The sequence below is a fragment of the Rossellomorea sp. DA94 genome (genome assembly GCF_029834455.1).
Lineage (GTDB): Bacteria > Bacillota > Bacilli > Bacillales > Bacillaceae_B > Rossellomorea > Rossellomorea vietnamensis.
Genome location: NZ_CP122397.1, coordinates 1528489 through 1546907 on the forward strand (window position 1 = coordinate 1528489; position 18419 = coordinate 1546907).

Below are 18419 nucleotides of genomic sequence, written 5' to 3' on the forward strand. Positions count from 1 at the left end.
GAATAGTAAGAAAATTCGTTCGTTTTGAGGGTGGTTATGTGACAGCGGAAATTCCAATCATTGAAACCAAATTTGTGCCGCCTGTTGTCAAGGATTCCTACATTAGGCGTCCAAGCTTAATGAAAAAGATGAGAACGGTTACAGATTACAAATTAGTGATCGTCCATTCGGGAGCAGGCTATGGGAAAAGTACGGCCATCAGCCAATTTTTACAGGATGTACAACCAGAATATTGCTGGTACTCCATCACTCAGACCGATGATGGACTGATCCCTTTTGTCACCAATATCGTCTATGGAATCCAAAAGCAGATGCCACATTTTGGAGAAGAACTAAGAGAGATGCTCCGGTCTATGGGACAATATATGAAGGAAGATGATATCCACCGGTTAAGTGCCCTGTTTATTAATGAATGTATGAAAATCCCCCACTCCTTCACCATCATTGTAGATGACTATCATCTTGTGGATCATTCCTTTCTCATCAATCAATGGATGGAGAAAGTCATCGAACATTTACCCGGTAATATTCATTTCTTTCTTTCTACACGCACCAAACCTGCCTGGTCCTCATTTATACAGCTTAAGATATCCGGTCAACTGATGGAGATATCAGAAAGTGATTTGTGCCTCAAGAAAGAAGAGGTGGAGTTGCTTTTAACGGGGTTTCATGAAACCCTCATCCCTGTATCCCAGCTCGATGCCATTTATGATTTGACCGAAGGCTGGGTCATCGCAGTCAGTATGATCCACTCGCAGCTTAAGGAGAATCCGGATATCCTTACGGTGGAAAAACAGCATTCCTCCCTGGAAGAACTCTTTCATTACCTGGCCCAGGAAGTGCTCTCCAAACAAACACCCATCGTGCAACAGTTCCTTAAGCAGATTTCGATCCTGGATGAAATCAACGGAAGTACGTGCGAAGTGATCTTTGAACTGCCGGGATCCGAACAGATGCTGAAGCAGCTATCCGAAAAGAATGCTCTCCTACAGGAAATGAAAGGCTCTCATCATTTTCGTCTGCATGCCTTGTTCCAAACATTTTTAGAACGAAGATTAAAAGAAGAAAGCCCAGCGCTCTATCAGGAACTTCATTTGAAGTGCGCCCGATTCTTCGAAGGGAACGGGAATTGGGAGAAAGCCATATTCCATTATTTGAAAATGGGGAATATCGAGGCAGTGTCCACGATCCTCGTCAAAGAAGCTGAAGGGATGATGAAGGGCGGGCAGCTCGAGACATTGGGGGATTACTTAAGAGGGATACCTGATCATGTAAAGGATCACCATCATTCCCTATGGTTTTATCAAGGAGAATTTTTTCGCTATCGTTCATTTTATGAAAAAGCAGAAAAAGCCTATACGAGGGGAGTGCAGCTGACAGAAAATGACCCGATTATGTTGAGTAAAGCATATGAAGGAATTGGACGGATTTATTTAGATACGATTCAGCCGGGAAAAGCACAGCGGTTTTTACTTAAGGCCATTGAATGCCTTGAAGCCGGGGAGCAAGAATATGTGGAAGAAAAGAATCACCTGTACGTGTTAACAGCCGAGAACCTTGTAAACTCAGGAAAGGCGATACAGGCAAAACTTTGGTATGACAAAGGAAAAAGGAACGGATTCATGAAAGAAGAAGGCAACCTCGAAGCAAGGATGCTGCTCAGGACAGGCAAGCTTCAAGAAGCCAAGCAGGTCCTGCTATACAAAGAAGGGGAAAATCAGCTTCCTCAATCACACCGTGAGAAAGAATTGCTACTGTCTCTCATTCAATCGTTCATGGGGAACGGGAAGGAAGCCAAATCATTGGCACAGCATGGAATCAGTCAGGGGATAAAAGGGAAATCTCCATTTGTGGAAGCCTGCGGGTGGATCAGGATGGGACATGCGGTCCAGCTGATCAGCGACTATGATACATCCCTGGCAAAAAACTGTTATGAAACCTCGCTAGAATTAATGAGTCAAATCAATGTCTCCAGGGGAAAAGCAGAACCGTATATGGGATTGAGCATTCTTTTTGCCCGGATGGGTGAGTTTCAAAGGGCGAAGGAACTGGCCGAAGAAGCGCTGCATGAAACGGAAAAGGTGGAGGACATGTGGCTCTATTCCCTTATCCTGCTCAGTATGGGAATGACGGATTTCTACCGTGAAGAATGGGAAGAGGCAAGAACATGCTTTGACCGGGCGGAGAGGCAATTTGATTCCTGCGGTGACCGATACGGCAAAACGATGACAAAGCTGTGGAAAAGCGCAGTCGCTTATAAAACCGGTGATACTGCCTTGTTTATGGAGAGCATGATCTCCTGTTTGAATGAAGTACAGACAGGGGAATATGAATTTATCTTTTTTAAGCCGACGACATTCGGGCCAAAAGACCTGCAAAGCCTGGTTCCGTTAATCGTGAAAGCTTATCAGGAAGGAATCCATGCTCCATACTGTCATCAACTGCTAACAAGGTTGGGGTATGATTCGATCCCCTCTCACCCGGGTTATTCCATAAAGGTTCAAACCCTTGGCCGATTTGAAATCCAGTTAGGGGATCAAAGGGTCATTGAGAAGCAGTGGCAAAGGGAGAAGGCAAAGGAATTATTTCAATATCTGCTGATCCATGGAAAGCAATTAAAGAGGAAGGAAGAAATCATCGAAGAGCTGTGGCCAGAAGGGAGTGGTTCCGACCGTGATTTCAAAGTGGCACTCAATGCTTTGAACAATGTATTGGAGCCGAATCGACAAGCAAGGGGAAAAGCTTTCTTTATCGGGAGGCACCAGGAAGGCTACGGATTGAATTCATCAGCAAATATTGAATACGATGCCGAACAATTTACGGATTGGATCATGGAAGGGTTAAAGGAGAATGATATGGAAAAGTCCATACAATATCTTGAAAGGGGCTTTCACTACTATAAAGGTGAGTTCCTGCCCGACCGAAAAGGCATGTGGTGGACCGGAAAGGAAAGGGAAAGATTACAGCTGCTGTACTTGAGGGGATTGGAAAAACGGGCACAGCTTGCTGTCAGAGAGGAAAAGGTAGACGAAGCTCTCGATTACTGCTTCACCATCATCGACCATGATCCCCTCTGGGAGGAAGCTTACAGAATCCTTATGTACGGCTATTATCAAAAAAATAACCGCCCACAGGCCGTTAAATGGTTCAGGCGGTGCAAATCCCTCCTTCAGTCTGAACTTGGTGTAGAACCGATGACGGCGACCATTCAAATGTATGAAATGGTGATGGGAATAGAGAGTGGCGGAAAAGCACTTTAGATAGGAAAAGGATCCGGTCGGTTTGCGATTGGATCCTTTTTTGGCGTGGAGAGGCATGTATCACCCTGTCTGCCTTTTATTCCCGGCATCAAATTCCATCCTCTTCAGGAAAGCATCCACAAATTCCTTGTCCCACTGTGTCCCCCTTCCTTCTTTCAAGATGGAAAATGCCTTCTCATAAGGCATCCCTTTACGGTAAGGGCGATCAGACGTCATGGCGTCAAAGGCATCGGCGACAGCGATCAATCGTCCGAATACGGGTATTTCGTCCCCTTTTAACCGGTCCGGATAACCGAAGCCATCGATCCTCTCGTGGTGATGCTTAATCCCGGGTAAGATGGGCTGGAGTTCTTCCGTCAACTGGACCCCTTTGACGATTTCTTCACCGATTGCAGGGTGACGTTTGATCTGATCAAATTCTTCATCGGTCAATCGACCTTCTTTTAAAAGCACGTCATCCCTGATCCCGATCTTTCCGATGTCATGAAGCAGTGCCGACTTATTGAGTAAATCGATTTCCTCCAGGGACCATTTACACTGTCTGGCAATCAGAACGGAATATTCCGCCACACGTTTACTATGACCTGCGGTATAAGGATCTCGTGCGTCCAATGTGCCTGCCACCACTGCGAAAAATTGGTCGAGAAGCTGCTGGTTCTTCTGGTCCCGGAGATTGATGGCTTCCACCATATGGTTAAATCCCGAAAAGAGGTGAGAGAACTCGTCCGTATACGTATTGAGAGAGGGTGCAACATGCCCCTGTTCCACCTTTTCAAAACGGTTGACCAATTCCATTACGGGTCCTTCAATATTTTTAAAAATAAGGATCGCCCCGTAGAAGGCAAGAATCGTAATGATGAGGACAAGGATGCCAGCCCATTTCCAGTAGTCCACTAAAAGAGCAGAGTCCGCGATGGATAAGCGGATCTGTGACGCGAGTGAAAACAGCAGGATCGGGAACAGGGCAAGGAATAGCGATGCGGCCAGGATCTTTTGTTTTAAACTGATAAATAAAGTGGACTCATTGGAAGGATCCACTCCATACCGTACCCTCGCCTTCCGGATCAGATCTACTTGCAGATGGTGACAAGCTTTGAATGTTAAGAAAAATTCAATCAGCGCATGAAGGATCGCCACTAGAAAAGCCCCACACCATGCGTAAAGGATATACGAGTACGGAATGGAAAGAGTGCCTTCATGGATGAACACGACTGTCAGCAAAGTCGAAGGAACTGAAAGCCCCAGGAAGTGGGGCAACAGGATCCGTTTAACGGTTAATAGCGGAAATCTTTCTGCTTGTTTATAAGCGGTAACGAGGAATTCCAAATCGATGGAATGGTCTTTCCCGATATAAACGTCTTTCATTGGACGAATATGCTTCCTGTAGACGAGAAATTCAAATCCGAACATGGTGACAATCGAAAGGAAGATGATGCTGCCCATTGCAATGAACTCATCCTCCTTAAGAGAAAGGGTTTGAAAAATGAACACAGAGCCGACACCGAACACGGCTATGAAACTGCCTAAAAGATAATTTTTGATGATGGTACGCTGAAATCGCTGAAATATCTCCAAGGATGAATCCTCCAATTTCACTAACATTTAGTAGATTCATTATATAGGAAAAAGGGAGGGGGGAACATGGTTTTTATCATCCCAACATAAACAACCACAACCATCACGCACTACTAGACAGCCTCCCTGTCTACCCTGTAACTCATTTGTAACTCCCCTCCACTAAGATGAAATCAAAGCTATTATCGCTTTAGTTCAATCTTAAGGGGGAAAAAGAATGAAACGATCATTTAGATGGACGGCTTTCATCCTGATGTTGTCCTGCCTGTTGGTAACGGCAAGTGCCTGCAGTTCGGAAAGCAGCAGTGGATCAGGGGACGGGGATGGGAAGGAACAGGAGACGGTGAAAATCGGGGTGCTTGCTTCCTTGACAGGGGCGCTGGAGTCATACGGTAAGCAGACGAAGCAGGGATTTGAATTGGGTCTTGAGTATGCGACGGATGGAAAGATGGAGGTGGCTGGAAAGAAGATAGAAGTAGTCTATGAAGATACAGAAACAAAGCCGGAGGTAGCGGTTCAGAAAGCAACGAAACTATTAGAAGAGGATGAAGTCGATTTCCTGGTGGGATCTTCAAGCTCAGGTGACACCCTGGCCGTGCTCCCTCTTGCAGAGGAATATGAAAAAATCATGATTGTCGAACCTGCCGTTGCGGACAGCATCACAGGATCGGAGTTTAATCCATATATCTTCCGGACCGCACGTAACTCTTCACAGGATGCTGTTGCAGGTGCTGCGGCGATCGCGAAGGATGGGGTGAAGATTGCCACTCTGGCACCTGATTACTCTTTTGGACGCGACGGGGTGGCCGCCTTTAAGGAAGCAGCCGAAAAACTCGGAGCGGACATCGTCCTGGAAGAATATGCCGACCCGGCAGCGACAGATTTCACCTCCAACATCCAGAAGGTCATCGATAGTAAACCGGACTATCTTTTTGTCATCTGGGCGGGAGCCAATTCTCCATGGAATCAGATAGCGGATATGAAGCTTCAGGAAAAAGGGATCAAAATATCAACGGGAGCACCCGATATTGCCGCCCTTTCCGCTATGGAACCCCTTGTCGGGATGGAAGGCTTCAGTGTTTATTACCATGAACTGCCTGACAATAAGATCAATGACTGGCTAGTGGAAGAGCATCAGAAGAAATATGATGAAGTACCGGATCTCTTCACTCCTGGAGGGATGAGCTCGGCAATTTCCATTGTCGAGGCGATCAAGAAAACGGAAGGGGATCTGGATGCCGATACACTTATCGACACGATGGAAGGCATGAGCTTTGAGACGCCGAAAGGGACGATGACGTTCCGTGAAGAAGATCATCAGGCCCTTCAAACACTGTACGCCATTAAGCTTGAAAAGAAGGAAGGAGTTCCATATCCTGTACCGGTATTGATCAGGGAACTTTCTCCTGAAGAAACAGCGCCGCCAATCCGAAACTAAATTGAACGTAAACGAATGAATGGGGGGTGACTGACATGGTGTTATGGCACTTTGTTTACAGTCAGCCCCTTTCATGAAAATCCAAGCGGGGTGAAAGAGTTGAGTATTTTAGAAACCAAGAACTTAAGTATCACATTCGGTGGCCATACAGCCGTGGACAATGTGACATTTTCTGTACCGGAAAAGGAATTCAAATCCATCATAGGGCCGAATGGTGCCGGTAAAACGACACTTTTCAATCTATTAAGCGGACAATTAAAGCCGTCGAGTGGTGATGTGTATCTGAAAGGGCAGAAAATCACCAGGCTGTCCCCGACAAAACGTGCCCGTCTCGGCATCGGCCGTTCCTTTCAAATGACGAATGTGTTTCCAAACTTAACGGTGCTGGAGAATGTGAGATTGGCCGTACAGTCCAAACAAGGAATCCGGTATGTGATGCACAGAAATATAGCCTCATTCAGGGACGTGATGAGCGAATCCCATGAATTACTGAAACTCGTCATGCTTTCAAATAAAGCCGACTCCCTTGCCGTAAATCTTGCTCATGGGGAAAAAAGAAAGCTTGAAATTGCCATGCTCCTTGCACTGGATACGGAAATCTTATTATTGGATGAACCGACGGCAGGGATGTCACTGGAGGAGGTACCACAGATTCTGGAAGTGATTCGTGCCATCAAATCCCAGGGAACAAAAACGATTGTCCTCATCGAGCACAAAATGGATATGATCATGGATTTATCAGACAGCATCATGGTGTTATTCAATGGGAGGTTGCTTGCTGATGATCATCCGAAGGAAATCATGAAAAATGAGCAGGTGCAATCAGCCTATTTAGGGGGCTTATATGATGAGCACACTGCTTAAAGTAGATCATATTGAAACGTATATCGGGCAGTACCATATCCTCCAGGGAGTGTCTTTTGAAGTGAAGCAGGGTGAAGTAACGGTGCTTCTTGGACGAAACGGTGCGGGGAAAACGACCAGTCTCAGGAGCATCATGGGGCTTACACCACCGTCACAGGGAAAAATCATCTATAAAGGAAAAGAAATCCAGGGGCTCCCAACCTTTAAAGTGGCGGGTAGAGGCATCGGTTATGTACCTGAGGATCAAGGGATATTCGGAGACCTGACAGTGGAAGAAAATATGAAGGTGGCGATGAAAGTCCAGGACCAGGAGACGGAGGATCGCATGAATTGGATCATTGATCTGTTTCCGGATTTAAAGACATTCTGGAAGAAAGCCGGAGGGAATTTAAGCGGCGGTCAGAAGCAGATGCTTTCCATCGCAAGGGCGTACCTAAATAATAATGACCTCATTTTAATTGATGAACCGAGTAAGGGGCTCGCTCCGATCGTTGTAGAGAAAGTCATGCGTTCCATTGAAGAAATGAAGGAAAGAACGACGATCCTCCTTGTAGAACAGAATTTTTTGATGGCGAGCGGGATTGGGGACCGTTTCTATATTATCGACGATGGAACCACTGTCCATCATGGGCAGATGAAGTCATTGGTGAAAGATGAAGAAATGAAACGGAAATACTTAGGAATCGCGTGAGGAGTGAATAGGATGGACCTCATCATTACCCTGGCACTGAATGGGTTGGCGACAGGGATGCTGATCTTTTTGCTTGCAGCAGGTTTGACACTCATATTCGGGTTGATGGATGTATTGAATTTTGCCCACGGCGGTTTGTTCGCATGGGGTGCTTATAGCGGAGTATGGATCTACACCGTGACAGGAAGCTTTGTGATCGGCATCATCGGAGCGGTTGCGACGGGGTTGGTATTAGGTTTTGTGACGGAGAAATTCATCATACAGCCTGTGTATGGAAACCATGTGCAGCAAATCCTCATTACTCTGGGCTTCATGCTCGTCCTGTCAGAATTATTGAAAGTGGTATGGGGACCGAATCAGCTATCGGCCACAGCGCCTGACTATTTAGCGGGAAGCTTTTCGATCGGGGATATTATTGTCATTAAATACCGTGTCTTTATTATCCTCATCGGCCTCTTCATTTTCACGATTGTGCAACTGGTTTTGAATAAAACAAGAATCGGTTTGATCGTCCGGGCAGGGGTCATGAATAAAGAAATGGTTGAAGCGTTCGGGATCAATATCAAGAGAGTGTTTATGTATGTATTCATGGTCGGGTCTGCGCTTGCTGCCCTCGGCGGGATTCTCCTTGCGCCCTATTCGGGTGTCATTTATGCCGAAATGGGCATGGAATTCGCGATCCTCGCCTTCATCGTCGTGGTGATTGGAGGGATGGGGAGCTTTCCGGGTTCATTGTTCGCAGCCATCTTAGTTGGATTGTCAGGCTCGTTCATGACCTATTATGTCCCGGAACTATCCCTCGCCGTCAATATGATCTTAATGGCTCTCGTACTCATATTCCGACCACAAGGGTTATTTACAGTAAAGGGGTGAGGAAGTGAAGATTCTCAAAGACAGATCGAACGCATTTTTAGGGATGGCATTGATCATCTTGATCGTTTACCCATTTTTCAACGATTCAAGAAGTATGATGATTCTTCTGACGCAGGTATTCATATTCGGCATTTTCGCCATGAGTTACGATCTCCTGCTTGGCTATACAGGAATCGTCTCCTTTGGGCACGCCATGTTCTTCGGAATCGGCGCGTATTCCACAGGGATCTTTCTCGACCGGATGGAGCCGACCATGTTTTGGCTCGTAGTCTCTATCCTTACTGCGTCCGTCATTGCAGGAATCGTCAGCTATGTCGTTGGACTCCTGACGTTACGCCTTAAGAGTCATTTCTATGCCATGCTGACCCTGGCCTTCGCAGGTTTGTTCCTAGTCGGTGCGGAAAAGTGGAGAAGCCTGACCTTCGGGAATGACGGATTTACGTTCCGGACACCGGAAGTATTGAAGGATCGTCTTGTCTTTTACTTCGTTTGTCTCGGTGTCATGGTCATCATTTTTCTGTTATTAAAAAGGTTCACCCACTCTCCGGCGGGCTCCGTTCTCCAGGCGATCCGTGAAAATGAGCAGAGAGCGGAATCGATCGGCTTCCAGGTTCTTCATTACAAGATTTTAGCCAGTGTGATAGCCGGGGTGGTAGCATGCTTTGCGGGTTCTTTGTACAGCTTGTCCTTACGCTTCGTGAATACGAGCGTATTCACCATGGATGTGACCCTCGATGCATTATTGATGACCATCATCGGCGGGGTGGGGACTTTGATCGGACCGATGGTCGGTGCAGGGTTGATTGAATTTGCCCATCACTATCTGACTGAGCTCGCGAAAACGTATCCGATCTTTGAACGATGGATCATTTTCTTCGGTATCCTTTATATCCTGGCCGTGATGTTCTTCCCGGCGGGCATTGTGGGATCATTCAAGAAAATCAAGAAGAGAAAACGGACAAAAGAAAAAGACAGAGAAGAGAAAAACATCGCAAGCTAAAAGGGAGGATCTTCATGACAGTCGGTATGCTCAGTACAGGGATGTATTTGCCCTCATCCACTATGACAAGTAAAGAAATCGCAGAAAAAGCAGGACTTCCGATAGAGGTTGTAGAAAGCAAAATGGGGATTAAAAAGAAAACGGTTCCACATCCTGAAGACCATACATGTGCCATGGGGATTCAAGCGGCAAGAGAAGCCATTTCAAAGGCCGCCATCGATGCCAAGGATATAGATGTAGTCATATACGTTGGGGAAGAGCATAAAGAGTATCCCCTCTGGACCGCGGGTATCAAGCTTCAGGAAGAAATCGGGGCGTACCATGCCTGGGCATTCGATGTTGCACTGAGATGCGGAACCACCATCATGGCCATGAAACTTGCAAAAAGCTTACTGGAAACGGACCCTGCCATTAGAACGGTCCTATTGGCAGGGGGCTACCGCAACAGCGACTTCATAGATTACGAGAATGACAGGACCCGCTTTATGTTCAACCTGGCAGCAGGAGGCGGGGCGATGATTCTACAAAAAAACCTGAAGAAAAACCGGGTATTGGAGACATCCATCATCACCGACGGCTCGTTTTCAGAAGACGTCATTGTCCCCGTGGGAGGAACGAAGGAGCCTTTGACAGGAGAGTCCCTCCACCGTTATAAGCTCGAAGTGACCGATCCTGATGGAATGAAAAAAAGATTGGAACAGAAGTCCATGGATCACTTCCTGAAGGTCATACGTGAATCTGTATATAAGAGTGGTTACGAAGAAAAGGATATCTCTTATGTCGCCATGCTGCACATGAAGAGGTCCGCCCACCTCTATGTATTAAAGGAATTGGGGCTCACGGAAGAGCAATCCATCTATCTTGAGGAATACGGCCATATCGGGCAATTCGATCAAATTCTATCACTGCGATTGGCGGAAGAAAGAGGCAAGCTGAAGGATGGCGATGTGGTCGTCCTCGTCAGTGCAGGTATTGGATACGCATGGGGGGCGACCACCATCGTCTGGGGGAATTCTTAAAAGGGGGATCAGCGTTATGACAACGGTTCAATTAAAGAAAGTATTGCTTGGAAATGGAGAAACTCTCTCTTATCGGGAGCGAAGCGGGGGACATATTCCCCTCGTTCTCGTCCATGGGAATATGACGTCATCCAAACACTGGGATATCGTCCTGGAAAATATGGATGGGCGTTATAAGATTTATGCGGTTGATATGAGAGGATTTGGAGAATCCAGCTATCATCGGGAGATTGCAAGTATCAAAGATTTGTCTGATGATCTGAAGGATTGGGTGGACGTGCTTGGTCTCAACGGATTTTCAATGATGGGATGGTCCACAGGAGGGGCGGTCGCGATGCAATATGTCATTGATCATCCCGATGATTGCAAGAATCTAATCTTACTCGCGTCTGCATCTACCAGAGGTTATCCATTTATGGGGACGAAAGAAGATGGCACACCTGATTTGGGAAAACGCCTTCGTACGATGGAAGAAGTGAAATCGGACACAGGAAAGACGATTCCCGTTCAAGCCGCATATGACGGAAATGACAGGGATTTCCTCCGTGGTCTTTGGAATGCCCTGATCTATTCCCATAACCAGCCTGAGGCAAGACGCTATGAAGAATATATCGATGACATGAGAACCCAACGGAATCTCGCTCATATTTATCAAGCGCTTAATACGTTCAATATAAGTGGTGTATACAATGGTCTGGTGGAAGGAACAGGTAAGGCAGGCGCGATTTTCATACCCGTCCTTGTCATCAGGGGAGAGCGGGATTATGTCATCACGAAGGAAATGACAGAGGAAATCATCGAGGATATAGGAGAAAACGCTATATTTGTCGAATTAAAGAATAGTGGGCATTCACCGCTCATAGACGATTTGGATCAATTGCTCGACACGATCCATTCGTTTTTGCATACGAAGGAGGAAATGGCATGAGGCTTCTCGGGAAAGTCGCAATCATCACTGGTGCAGCCAACGGGATCGGATTTGCTGCAGCTGAAACATTTGTAAACGAAGGATGTCATGTGGCCCTGGTGGACTTCAATCAGGAAAGCGGGGAAGAAAAAGCTCGCCAGCTGAACGAATTGGGGAAGGGAAAAGCCGTCTTCTTCCAAGGGGATGTGGCCGACCGCTCTTCGGTGGATTCATTCGTTCAAGGGGTAAAAGAGCAATTCGGAAAGATCGATATTTTAATCAATAACGCGGGAATCACGAGGGACGCTATGGTTCATAAGCTTTCATCAGAAGATTTCCAGAAGGTCCTGGATGTCAATTTAACAGGTGTATTCAACTGCACTCAGGCAGTCCTGCCGCATCTGATCGAAAATGGCAAAGGGAAAATCATCAATACGTCTTCTGTCAGCGGGGTTTACGGAAACGTCGGTCAGACCAACTATGCTGCAACGAAGGCCGCGGTCGTTGGGATGACGAAAACATGGGCAAAGGAGTTAGGTCGCAAAGGGATCAACGTCAATGCCGTCGCACCGGGCTTTACCGAGACGAACATGGTGGCTGCCGTACCGGAAAAGGTCATCGATCAAATGAAAGCGATGATTCCACTTGGCAGATTAGGAAAGCCGGAAGATATCGCAAAGGCCTATTTGTACCTTGCATCGGACGATAGTGACTATGTGAATGGCACCGTCCTCCATGTTGATGGCGGGATCATGATGTAATCAGACACGAAAGGGAAGTGACAAAATGAGAAACGTAGTAATCACATCGGCTCTTCGTACGCCGGTTGGCGCATTTGGAGGAGCGTTCAAGGACCTGCTTCCGACAGACTTGATCGTACCCGTAATGAAAGAAGCCGCAAAGGAAAGCGGGTTATCGGCAAGCGACATTGATGAAGTGATCCTTGGGCATTGCATCCAAAGGACCGATCAGCCTAATACGGCCAGAACGGCTTCCCTGCTTGCCGGTTTTGATGACACAACGACGGGCTTTACGATCCAACGTCAATGCGCAAGCGGTATGCAGGCCATCATATCGGCAGCCATGCAAATCCAAACGGGCTTATCCGATATCGTCCTGGCTGGCGGAGTGGAGGCGATGAGCTCGAGCCCCTATATATTAAAGCAGCACCGATTCGGACAAAGACTGCAACACGGAGAAATCCGCGATTCGGTTTGGGAGGTGCTTGAAGATCCCATTCATGGCATCATGATGGGGGAAACCGCTGAAAACCTTGCGGAAATCCATTCCATTTCCCGCGAAGAACAGGATGAATATGCGGTGCTGAGTCATGAGCGGGCAGTGAACGCAATGGAAAAGGGATACTTCGATACGCAGATCGTACCGATTACGGTAAAGCAGCGAAGAGGGGATAAAATCATTGAGAAAGATGAAAGTCCCCGTGCAGGACTGGATTTCGGTAAACTAGAGAAATTGAAACCGGCGTTCCGAGAAGGGGGATCTGTTACAGCAGGGAACTCGTCCAGCCTGAATGACGGTGGAGCGGCTTTAATCTTAATGAGTGAAGAAGAAGCCGACAGGAGAGGATTACAGCCACTCGGAAGAATCGTCGGTTATTCAGTGGCGGGAGTCGATCCCAAAGTGATGGGAATCGGTCCGGTACCTGCCATTCAAAAAGGATTACATACAACAAAAAACTGGTCCCTGGATGAAGTCGATCTATTCGAAATCAACGAGGCGTTTGCTGCTCAGTATTTAGCGGTGGAGAAAGAACTTGGACTGGACCGGGAAAAGGTGAATGTGAATGGAAGCGGGATCAGCATCGGTCATCCCGTCGGTTGCACAGGCGCCCGACTAGTCGTATCATTGCTCCATGAAATGAAGCGCCGTGAATTGAAAAAAGGAATTGCGTCACTATGCGTGGGCGGAGGCATGGGTGCTTCGGTTTTCGTGGAAGGAATGTAGCAGGGAAAGTGCCGGTCCATGAGTGGGCCGGCACTTTTTGCGTTGCTGAAATGTACCAAAATCACCAGCTGCACCTTGTGAAATTTGACTCATTTTCCCTTATTTACATAAAATTTACCCTATAATGACAATCGATATTGTACGCTAAATGTGTAATGCATTCAAAGGAGGCGAAGCAATTTGAAATCTATACACAACAAAGTCATCGGTATTTTTGCCATTGTATTTATTTTTACGATTGCGTGCAGTCAGGTATCCCCCAGTCAAATGAGTGCTGCAGGAAATGGGACGTGGAATTCCCCTTATACGGTGGACCAGGCCATTTCAAATCAAAATGGATCCACACAGTCCGTAGAAGGATATGTGGTCGGGCAGCCGACATCTGAATCATCGGTTGTCACAAATCAATTTCCGAACGATTATGCATTGGCATTAGCGGATTCCCCGTCAGAAGCCGATACTGATCAAATGGTGTATGTTCAAATCCCATCTTCTTACCGTTCAAGCTTCGGTCTTCAGAGTAACCCGGGACTGATGGGAGAAAAAATCAAGGTGACGGGTAGCTTGACGGCCTATTTTTCCCACCCGGGAGTGAAGTCGACATCGGTGTTTGAATCGATGGAAGGCGGGGAAACCGATCCAACCGATCCTCCAACGGAACCAACCGACCCACCGGCTTATGAAGAATATTACAACACAGCTGAAGGGAAAACGGGTGAAGCACTGAAAACCGCACTACATAACATCATCGATGACCATCAAACCCTTTCGTACGATGCTGTGTGGGGAGCGTTGCGGAATACGGATGAAGACCCCAACAATCCCAATAATGTCATTCTCCTCTACTCAGGACGATCACAATCGAAAACGACAAACGGCGGCGGAGTGAACGACTGGAACCGTGAACACGTGTGGGCTAAATCCCATGGTGATTTCGGAACGGCTCAGGGCCCGGGGACGGACCTTCATCATTTAAGACCGACGGATGTGACGGTCAACTCTACAAGAGGAAACCTTGACTTCGATAATGGTGGAAACGAGCAGAGTGAAGCCCCTGGAAACTATTATGATAGCGATTCATGGGAGCCTCGTGATGAAGTAAAAGGCGACGTGGCACGGATGATTTTCTACATGGATGTCCGCTATGAAGGGGACAGTGGTGAAGTGGATTTGGAAATGAACAATAACGTCAACAACGGAAGTGCCCCTTATATGGGCAAAATGTCTGTACTTCTTGAATGGAACGAAGAAGATCCCGTTGATGAAAGGGAAATCCGCAGGAATAACATTATCTATGAACAGTATCAAGGAAATAGAAATCCATTCATCGATCACCCCGAGTGGGCAGAAATGATCTGGTAAAGCGTTTGGGCCCGGAGTCTTCCGGGTCTTTTTTTTCGTTGAAGGAGGCACGGCCTGTAACTCATTTGTAACCTCTGATCCTTATGATGGATACAACTACCAAAAGGAGGAGATGAGTATGGAAGGAGTCACAGATTGGTTGCATAAGCGATCAATGATCTCTCCTGACCGGATTGCGTTACTGAATGCTGCCACGGACGATAGGATTGATTACCGTACTTTAGATGACAGGGCGTCTAAGTGGGCTAGATATATGTGTGATCATGGGATTGTGAAAGGGGACCGTGTAGTTTTCATATCCACGAATCATACGATCTGCTTTGAGATTTTGTTTGCTTGTGGAAAGATTGGGGCTGTGTTTGTTCCACTCAATTGGAGGTTAGCGCCAGCTGAGATTGAATCGATTACAAAGAATTGTACCCCGAGTCTCCTATTTTATAAAAAAGAACTTCAACTCCTCGTTTCTTCAATTTCTACATGTTGCCCGCAACTCTGTATAGATGATGTTGCAGGGGAAGTTTACTCAGTGGACAAAGGTATGTCATACACTCCTATTCTCTCACTCTCTGATCCCTGGCTGATGATTTATACAGGGGGCACGACGGGGAGTCCAAAGGGGGTCGTCCTTTCACACAAATCAGTGACGTCAAATGCCCTGAATACAGTGGTGAGCTGGAATTTAATCGAAGAAGATTGCACCGTGACGTATTTGCCTACTTTTCATACAGGTGGATTAAATGCTTTATCGATTCCCCTTTTAATGATAGGGGGAAAGGTCGTGGTCGCTGAGAGGTTCGATCCGGAACAGGTGATACTGGCTTTAAATGAATATGGATGCAGCATTGTTCTCCTTGTACCGACCATGTATCATCTGCTGATGGAAAAGGAGGGATTCAAGTCTACCCTTTTCCCGAAGATGAAGGTGTTTTTATCCGGGGGAGCCCCTTGTCCAGGGAAAGTATATGAATTTTTTAAAGAAAAAGGGATTCCCTTTAAGGAAGGGTATGGTTTGACAGAAGCCGGGCCAAATAATTTCTACATTGACCCTTCCCGTATGAAAAAGGGTTCGGTAGGGAAAGCGATGATGTTGAACCGGGTGAAGGTCATCGATGACGAGGGGAATCCTGTCGGCCAGGGGGAAGTCGGGGAGCTTTTATTAGGAGGGGATCATTTATTCAAAGAATATTGGAAGAACCCTGAACAAACACAAAAGGTGATACAAGACGGATGGCTTCATACCGGGGACCTGGCGAAATTCGATGAGGATGAAGATTACTACATTGTCGGCCGGAAAAAAGACATGATCATTTCAGGCGGTGAGAATATTTACCCTCAGGAGCTCGAACACTGGATAAGCGAACACCCTGACGTTTCCGAGTGTGCGGTGATCGGTTTGCCGCATGAAAAATGGGGGGAAGTCGTCACAGCCTTTATTTCGTTACAAAGAGGTGCTGGTATATCAACGGAGGATGTGAAGTCATTTTGCTTGCAGAAGTTCGGCAAGTATAAGATCCCCAAGGACTATCACTTTGTGAAAGAATTACCAAAAACCGATGTGGGCAAAGTCAATAAACAGGCGTTGACAAAGCTTTTACAAGGACAATAAAGGAAAAATGACGGCACATCTCGAATGACATATGACGAGGTGAAAATGATGAAACGGTTATTATCCGGTACAAGAATATATCTCTCAGGATTTCAGGAAGAAGACGTTTCGGCTATAAGGGAATGGAATGCAAATGAAGAAGTGCAAAGACTATTGGATGCCCTCCCCCATAAACCGAAATCAGAAGAGGAAATCAAGAAATGGATGGGCGATCCCGGTGAAAATGCCTATCGTTTTTCAGTCCGTCTGAAGGATGACGGCAGGATCATCGGATTTGTTGAGTTGGACGGAATTCTGTGGTCACATCGAGTGGGATGGGTCTCGATTTCCATCGGTGACGAGCAGTCATGGGGAAATGGATACGGCAGGGAAGCCATGCAGTGTCTCCTGGCATACGCCTTTCATGAGTTGAATTTACACCGTCTTCAGTTAACGGTATTTTCGTATAATGAGAGAGCGATCCGTTTATATGAATCAATGGGATTCGTGAAAGAAGGAAGCTTCCGTCAGTTCCTGCAGAGAGATGGGAAACGATATGACATGATCCTGTATGGGTTATTGGTGGATGAATGGAAAGGAGGATGAGGGTGTCCTTCTTTTTTTTGTGTGGTGAGGAGGGGAGCTAATCACCCGTCCCCCACCTCTTCCGCCCCGCATATAACAAGCCCCCCATCCATGCATGAAATAAAAAACAGCCCACCAACAGAAACAACGATTGTACATAAGTCAGATGCATAATGACCAACGGTGCCACGCTGGTCCCTCCTAATAATAGAAAGGAGTAGAGGCTGAGTGCCTGGCTTCGTCCCTTTCCGCTCATATTTCCGATCAGGGTGATGACGGTGGGGATCAATAAAGAGATGGCCGAGACAAAAAGAATGGAGGAAAGAATGATGATGAAGGGTTCGTGAACATATGCAAACATGAAAGCAGCCGCCACACTAATCAGCGATAGAGCGACTCCGATAAACAGAGTTTTGTAGATTCCGAGTGCCTCCATAAGACGGCCGGTGAAAAGGGATAAACCGGCTCCGATCAGACCTACTGCCCTGGTGAGGAAAAGCAGGCCCGGGTCATCTGATATGTAGCGGGTCAAGCTGTCATAATAGGCGATGAATGTAGCGAGAAGGGTGAAGACGATTCCGTAACAGTAAAGGAGTTCTTTTCTCTTAAGCAGCTTCACGATGGTGGCGAGTTGTTGTGAGGGTGAAACCGATACAGTGTTTGTTGGTGGAAGCGTCTGGTTTCCGATCAGAAAAAGGGAGGCGTACACGACCGCGAAAAAGAAGAACACTGCAGCCCAGCCGGAGAAGTGTGTGATTCCTTCGCTGAGCAACTGACCGAGGATACCGGCAAAGAGAAATCCTGAATTGATGAAGGCCAGAAGCAGGGTCCGTTGCTTTCCTGAAAACAAATCATACGTATAGGCAAATGCGACAGGTGCAAAGCTCCCCAGACAAAATCCCTGTAATCCCCTCGTGATAAATAAACTCCAAAAGTCTGCAGATAGTCCAACGAGTCCTGAAGAAACGGCAGATGCAAGCATCCCCCAGACGAGGATCTTTTTTTTGCCGAAATGATCTGCGGCATTGGCAAAGGTTAATAATCCGCATGCGTAGAGAAAGATAAATGAAGTTCCGGCCATGACGACTTCACTTTGCGGAATGGAAAGAGTGGCAGAGATGCTTCCATAAATGGGGATGAAGGTGTAAATATTACAAGCCACCATCACGGCCATCACAACCAGGACAGCAGCAATTCTGTTGAAATGTGGATTCATGATGATATCACCTACCTATCTTTACTGTATGCGGATGTTCCAAATATTTTCAATCAAAATTGAGACGGGAAAGATTCGT

Annotated in this window: 15 protein-coding genes; 13 read left to right on the forward strand and 2 right to left on the reverse strand. The window is 46.7% G+C overall.

Features of this window, described 5'->3' with window-relative positions:
* Positions 1-119: 119 nt before the first annotated feature.
* Positions 120-3260, forward strand: coding sequence for an AfsR/SARP family transcriptional regulator (locus tag P8596_RS08070; protein WP_224520503.1), 3141 nt, complete (start codon positions 120-122; stop codon positions 3258-3260).
* A gap of 60 nt (positions 3261-3320) precedes the next feature.
* On the opposite strand, the gene P8596_RS08075 is transcribed toward P8596_RS08070, so the two are convergent.
* A complete protein-coding gene (locus P8596_RS08075; protein ID WP_224520502.1) occupies positions 3321-4835 on the reverse strand; it encodes an HD-GYP domain-containing protein in 1515 nt (504 codons plus the stop codon).
* A gap of 217 nt (positions 4836-5052) precedes the next feature.
* Here P8596_RS08075 and P8596_RS08080 point away from each other — a divergent pair, with 217 nt between their 5' ends.
* The 12 genes from P8596_RS08080 (at position 5053) to P8596_RS08135 (ending at position 17145) form a co-directional block, all read left to right on the forward strand.
* Positions 5053-6273: a substrate-binding domain-containing protein gene (locus P8596_RS08080; RefSeq protein WP_224520501.1), complete on the forward strand. Its 1221-nt coding sequence runs from the start codon at positions 5053-5055 to the stop codon at positions 6271-6273.
* Positions 6274-6324: 51 nt separating this feature from the next.
* The gene (locus tag P8596_RS08085) at positions 6325-7137 is read left to right on the forward strand and encodes an ABC transporter ATP-binding protein (protein WP_224520500.1); all 813 of its coding nucleotides are present in this window, start codon (positions 6325-6327) and stop codon (positions 7135-7137) included.
* Positions 7121-7828: an ABC transporter ATP-binding protein gene (locus P8596_RS08090; RefSeq protein ID WP_224521120.1), complete on the forward strand. Its 708-nt coding sequence runs from the start codon at positions 7121-7123 to the stop codon at positions 7826-7828. Before P8596_RS08085 ends, P8596_RS08090 begins: the two co-directional genes overlap by 17 nt.
* A 12-nt stretch (positions 7829-7840) precedes the next feature.
* On the forward strand, positions 7841-8701 hold the full coding sequence (locus P8596_RS08095) for a branched-chain amino acid ABC transporter permease (RefSeq protein ID WP_224520499.1): 861 nt from the start codon (positions 7841-7843) through the stop codon (positions 8699-8701).
* Between the two features lie 43 nt (positions 8702-8744).
* On the forward strand, positions 8745-9701 hold the full coding sequence (locus tag P8596_RS08100; protein ID WP_224521119.1) for a branched-chain amino acid ABC transporter permease: 957 nt from the start codon (positions 8745-8747) through the stop codon (positions 9699-9701).
* A gap of 14 nt (positions 9702-9715) precedes the next feature.
* A complete protein-coding gene (locus P8596_RS08105; RefSeq protein WP_224520498.1) occupies positions 9716-10720 on the forward strand; it encodes a 3-oxoacyl-ACP synthase in 1005 nt (334 codons plus the stop codon).
* 16 nt (positions 10721-10736) lie between these two features.
* Positions 10737-11648: an intracellular short-chain-length polyhydroxyalkanoate depolymerase gene (gene phaZ, locus P8596_RS08110; protein ID WP_224520497.1), complete on the forward strand. Its 912-nt coding sequence runs from the start codon at positions 10737-10739 to the stop codon at positions 11646-11648.
* On the forward strand, positions 11645-12388 hold the full coding sequence (gene fabG, locus P8596_RS08115) for a 3-oxoacyl-ACP reductase FabG (protein WP_061811230.1): 744 nt from the start codon (positions 11645-11647) through the stop codon (positions 12386-12388). The genes phaZ and fabG overlap by 4 nt, the downstream gene beginning before the upstream one ends.
* 25 nt (positions 12389-12413) lie before the next feature.
* Positions 12414-13592 (forward strand): thiolase family protein, encoded by a 1179-nt coding sequence (locus P8596_RS08120; protein ID WP_279726557.1) that lies wholly within the window; start codon positions 12414-12416, stop codon positions 13590-13592.
* Positions 13593-13859: 267 nt separating this feature from the next.
* A complete protein-coding gene (locus P8596_RS08125; RefSeq protein ID WP_224521118.1) occupies positions 13860-14954 on the forward strand; it encodes an endonuclease in 1095 nt (364 codons plus the stop codon).
* 118 nt (positions 14955-15072) lie between these two features.
* Entirely contained in the window at positions 15073-16560 is a 1488-nt protein-coding gene (locus P8596_RS08130) for a class I adenylate-forming enzyme family protein (protein WP_224520495.1), read from the forward strand.
* A 45-nt stretch (positions 16561-16605) separates the two neighbouring features.
* Positions 16606-17145 (forward strand): GNAT family N-acetyltransferase, encoded by a 540-nt coding sequence (locus P8596_RS08135; RefSeq protein WP_224520494.1) that lies wholly within the window; start codon positions 16606-16608, stop codon positions 17143-17145.
* A gap of 37 nt (positions 17146-17182) precedes the next feature.
* Here P8596_RS08135 and P8596_RS08140 read toward each other — a convergent pair whose 3' ends face one another.
* Positions 17183-18340: an MFS transporter gene (locus P8596_RS08140; RefSeq protein WP_224520493.1), complete on the reverse strand. Its 1158-nt coding sequence runs from the start codon at positions 18338-18340 to the stop codon at positions 17183-17185.
* Positions 18341-18419: the final 79 nt, after the last annotated feature.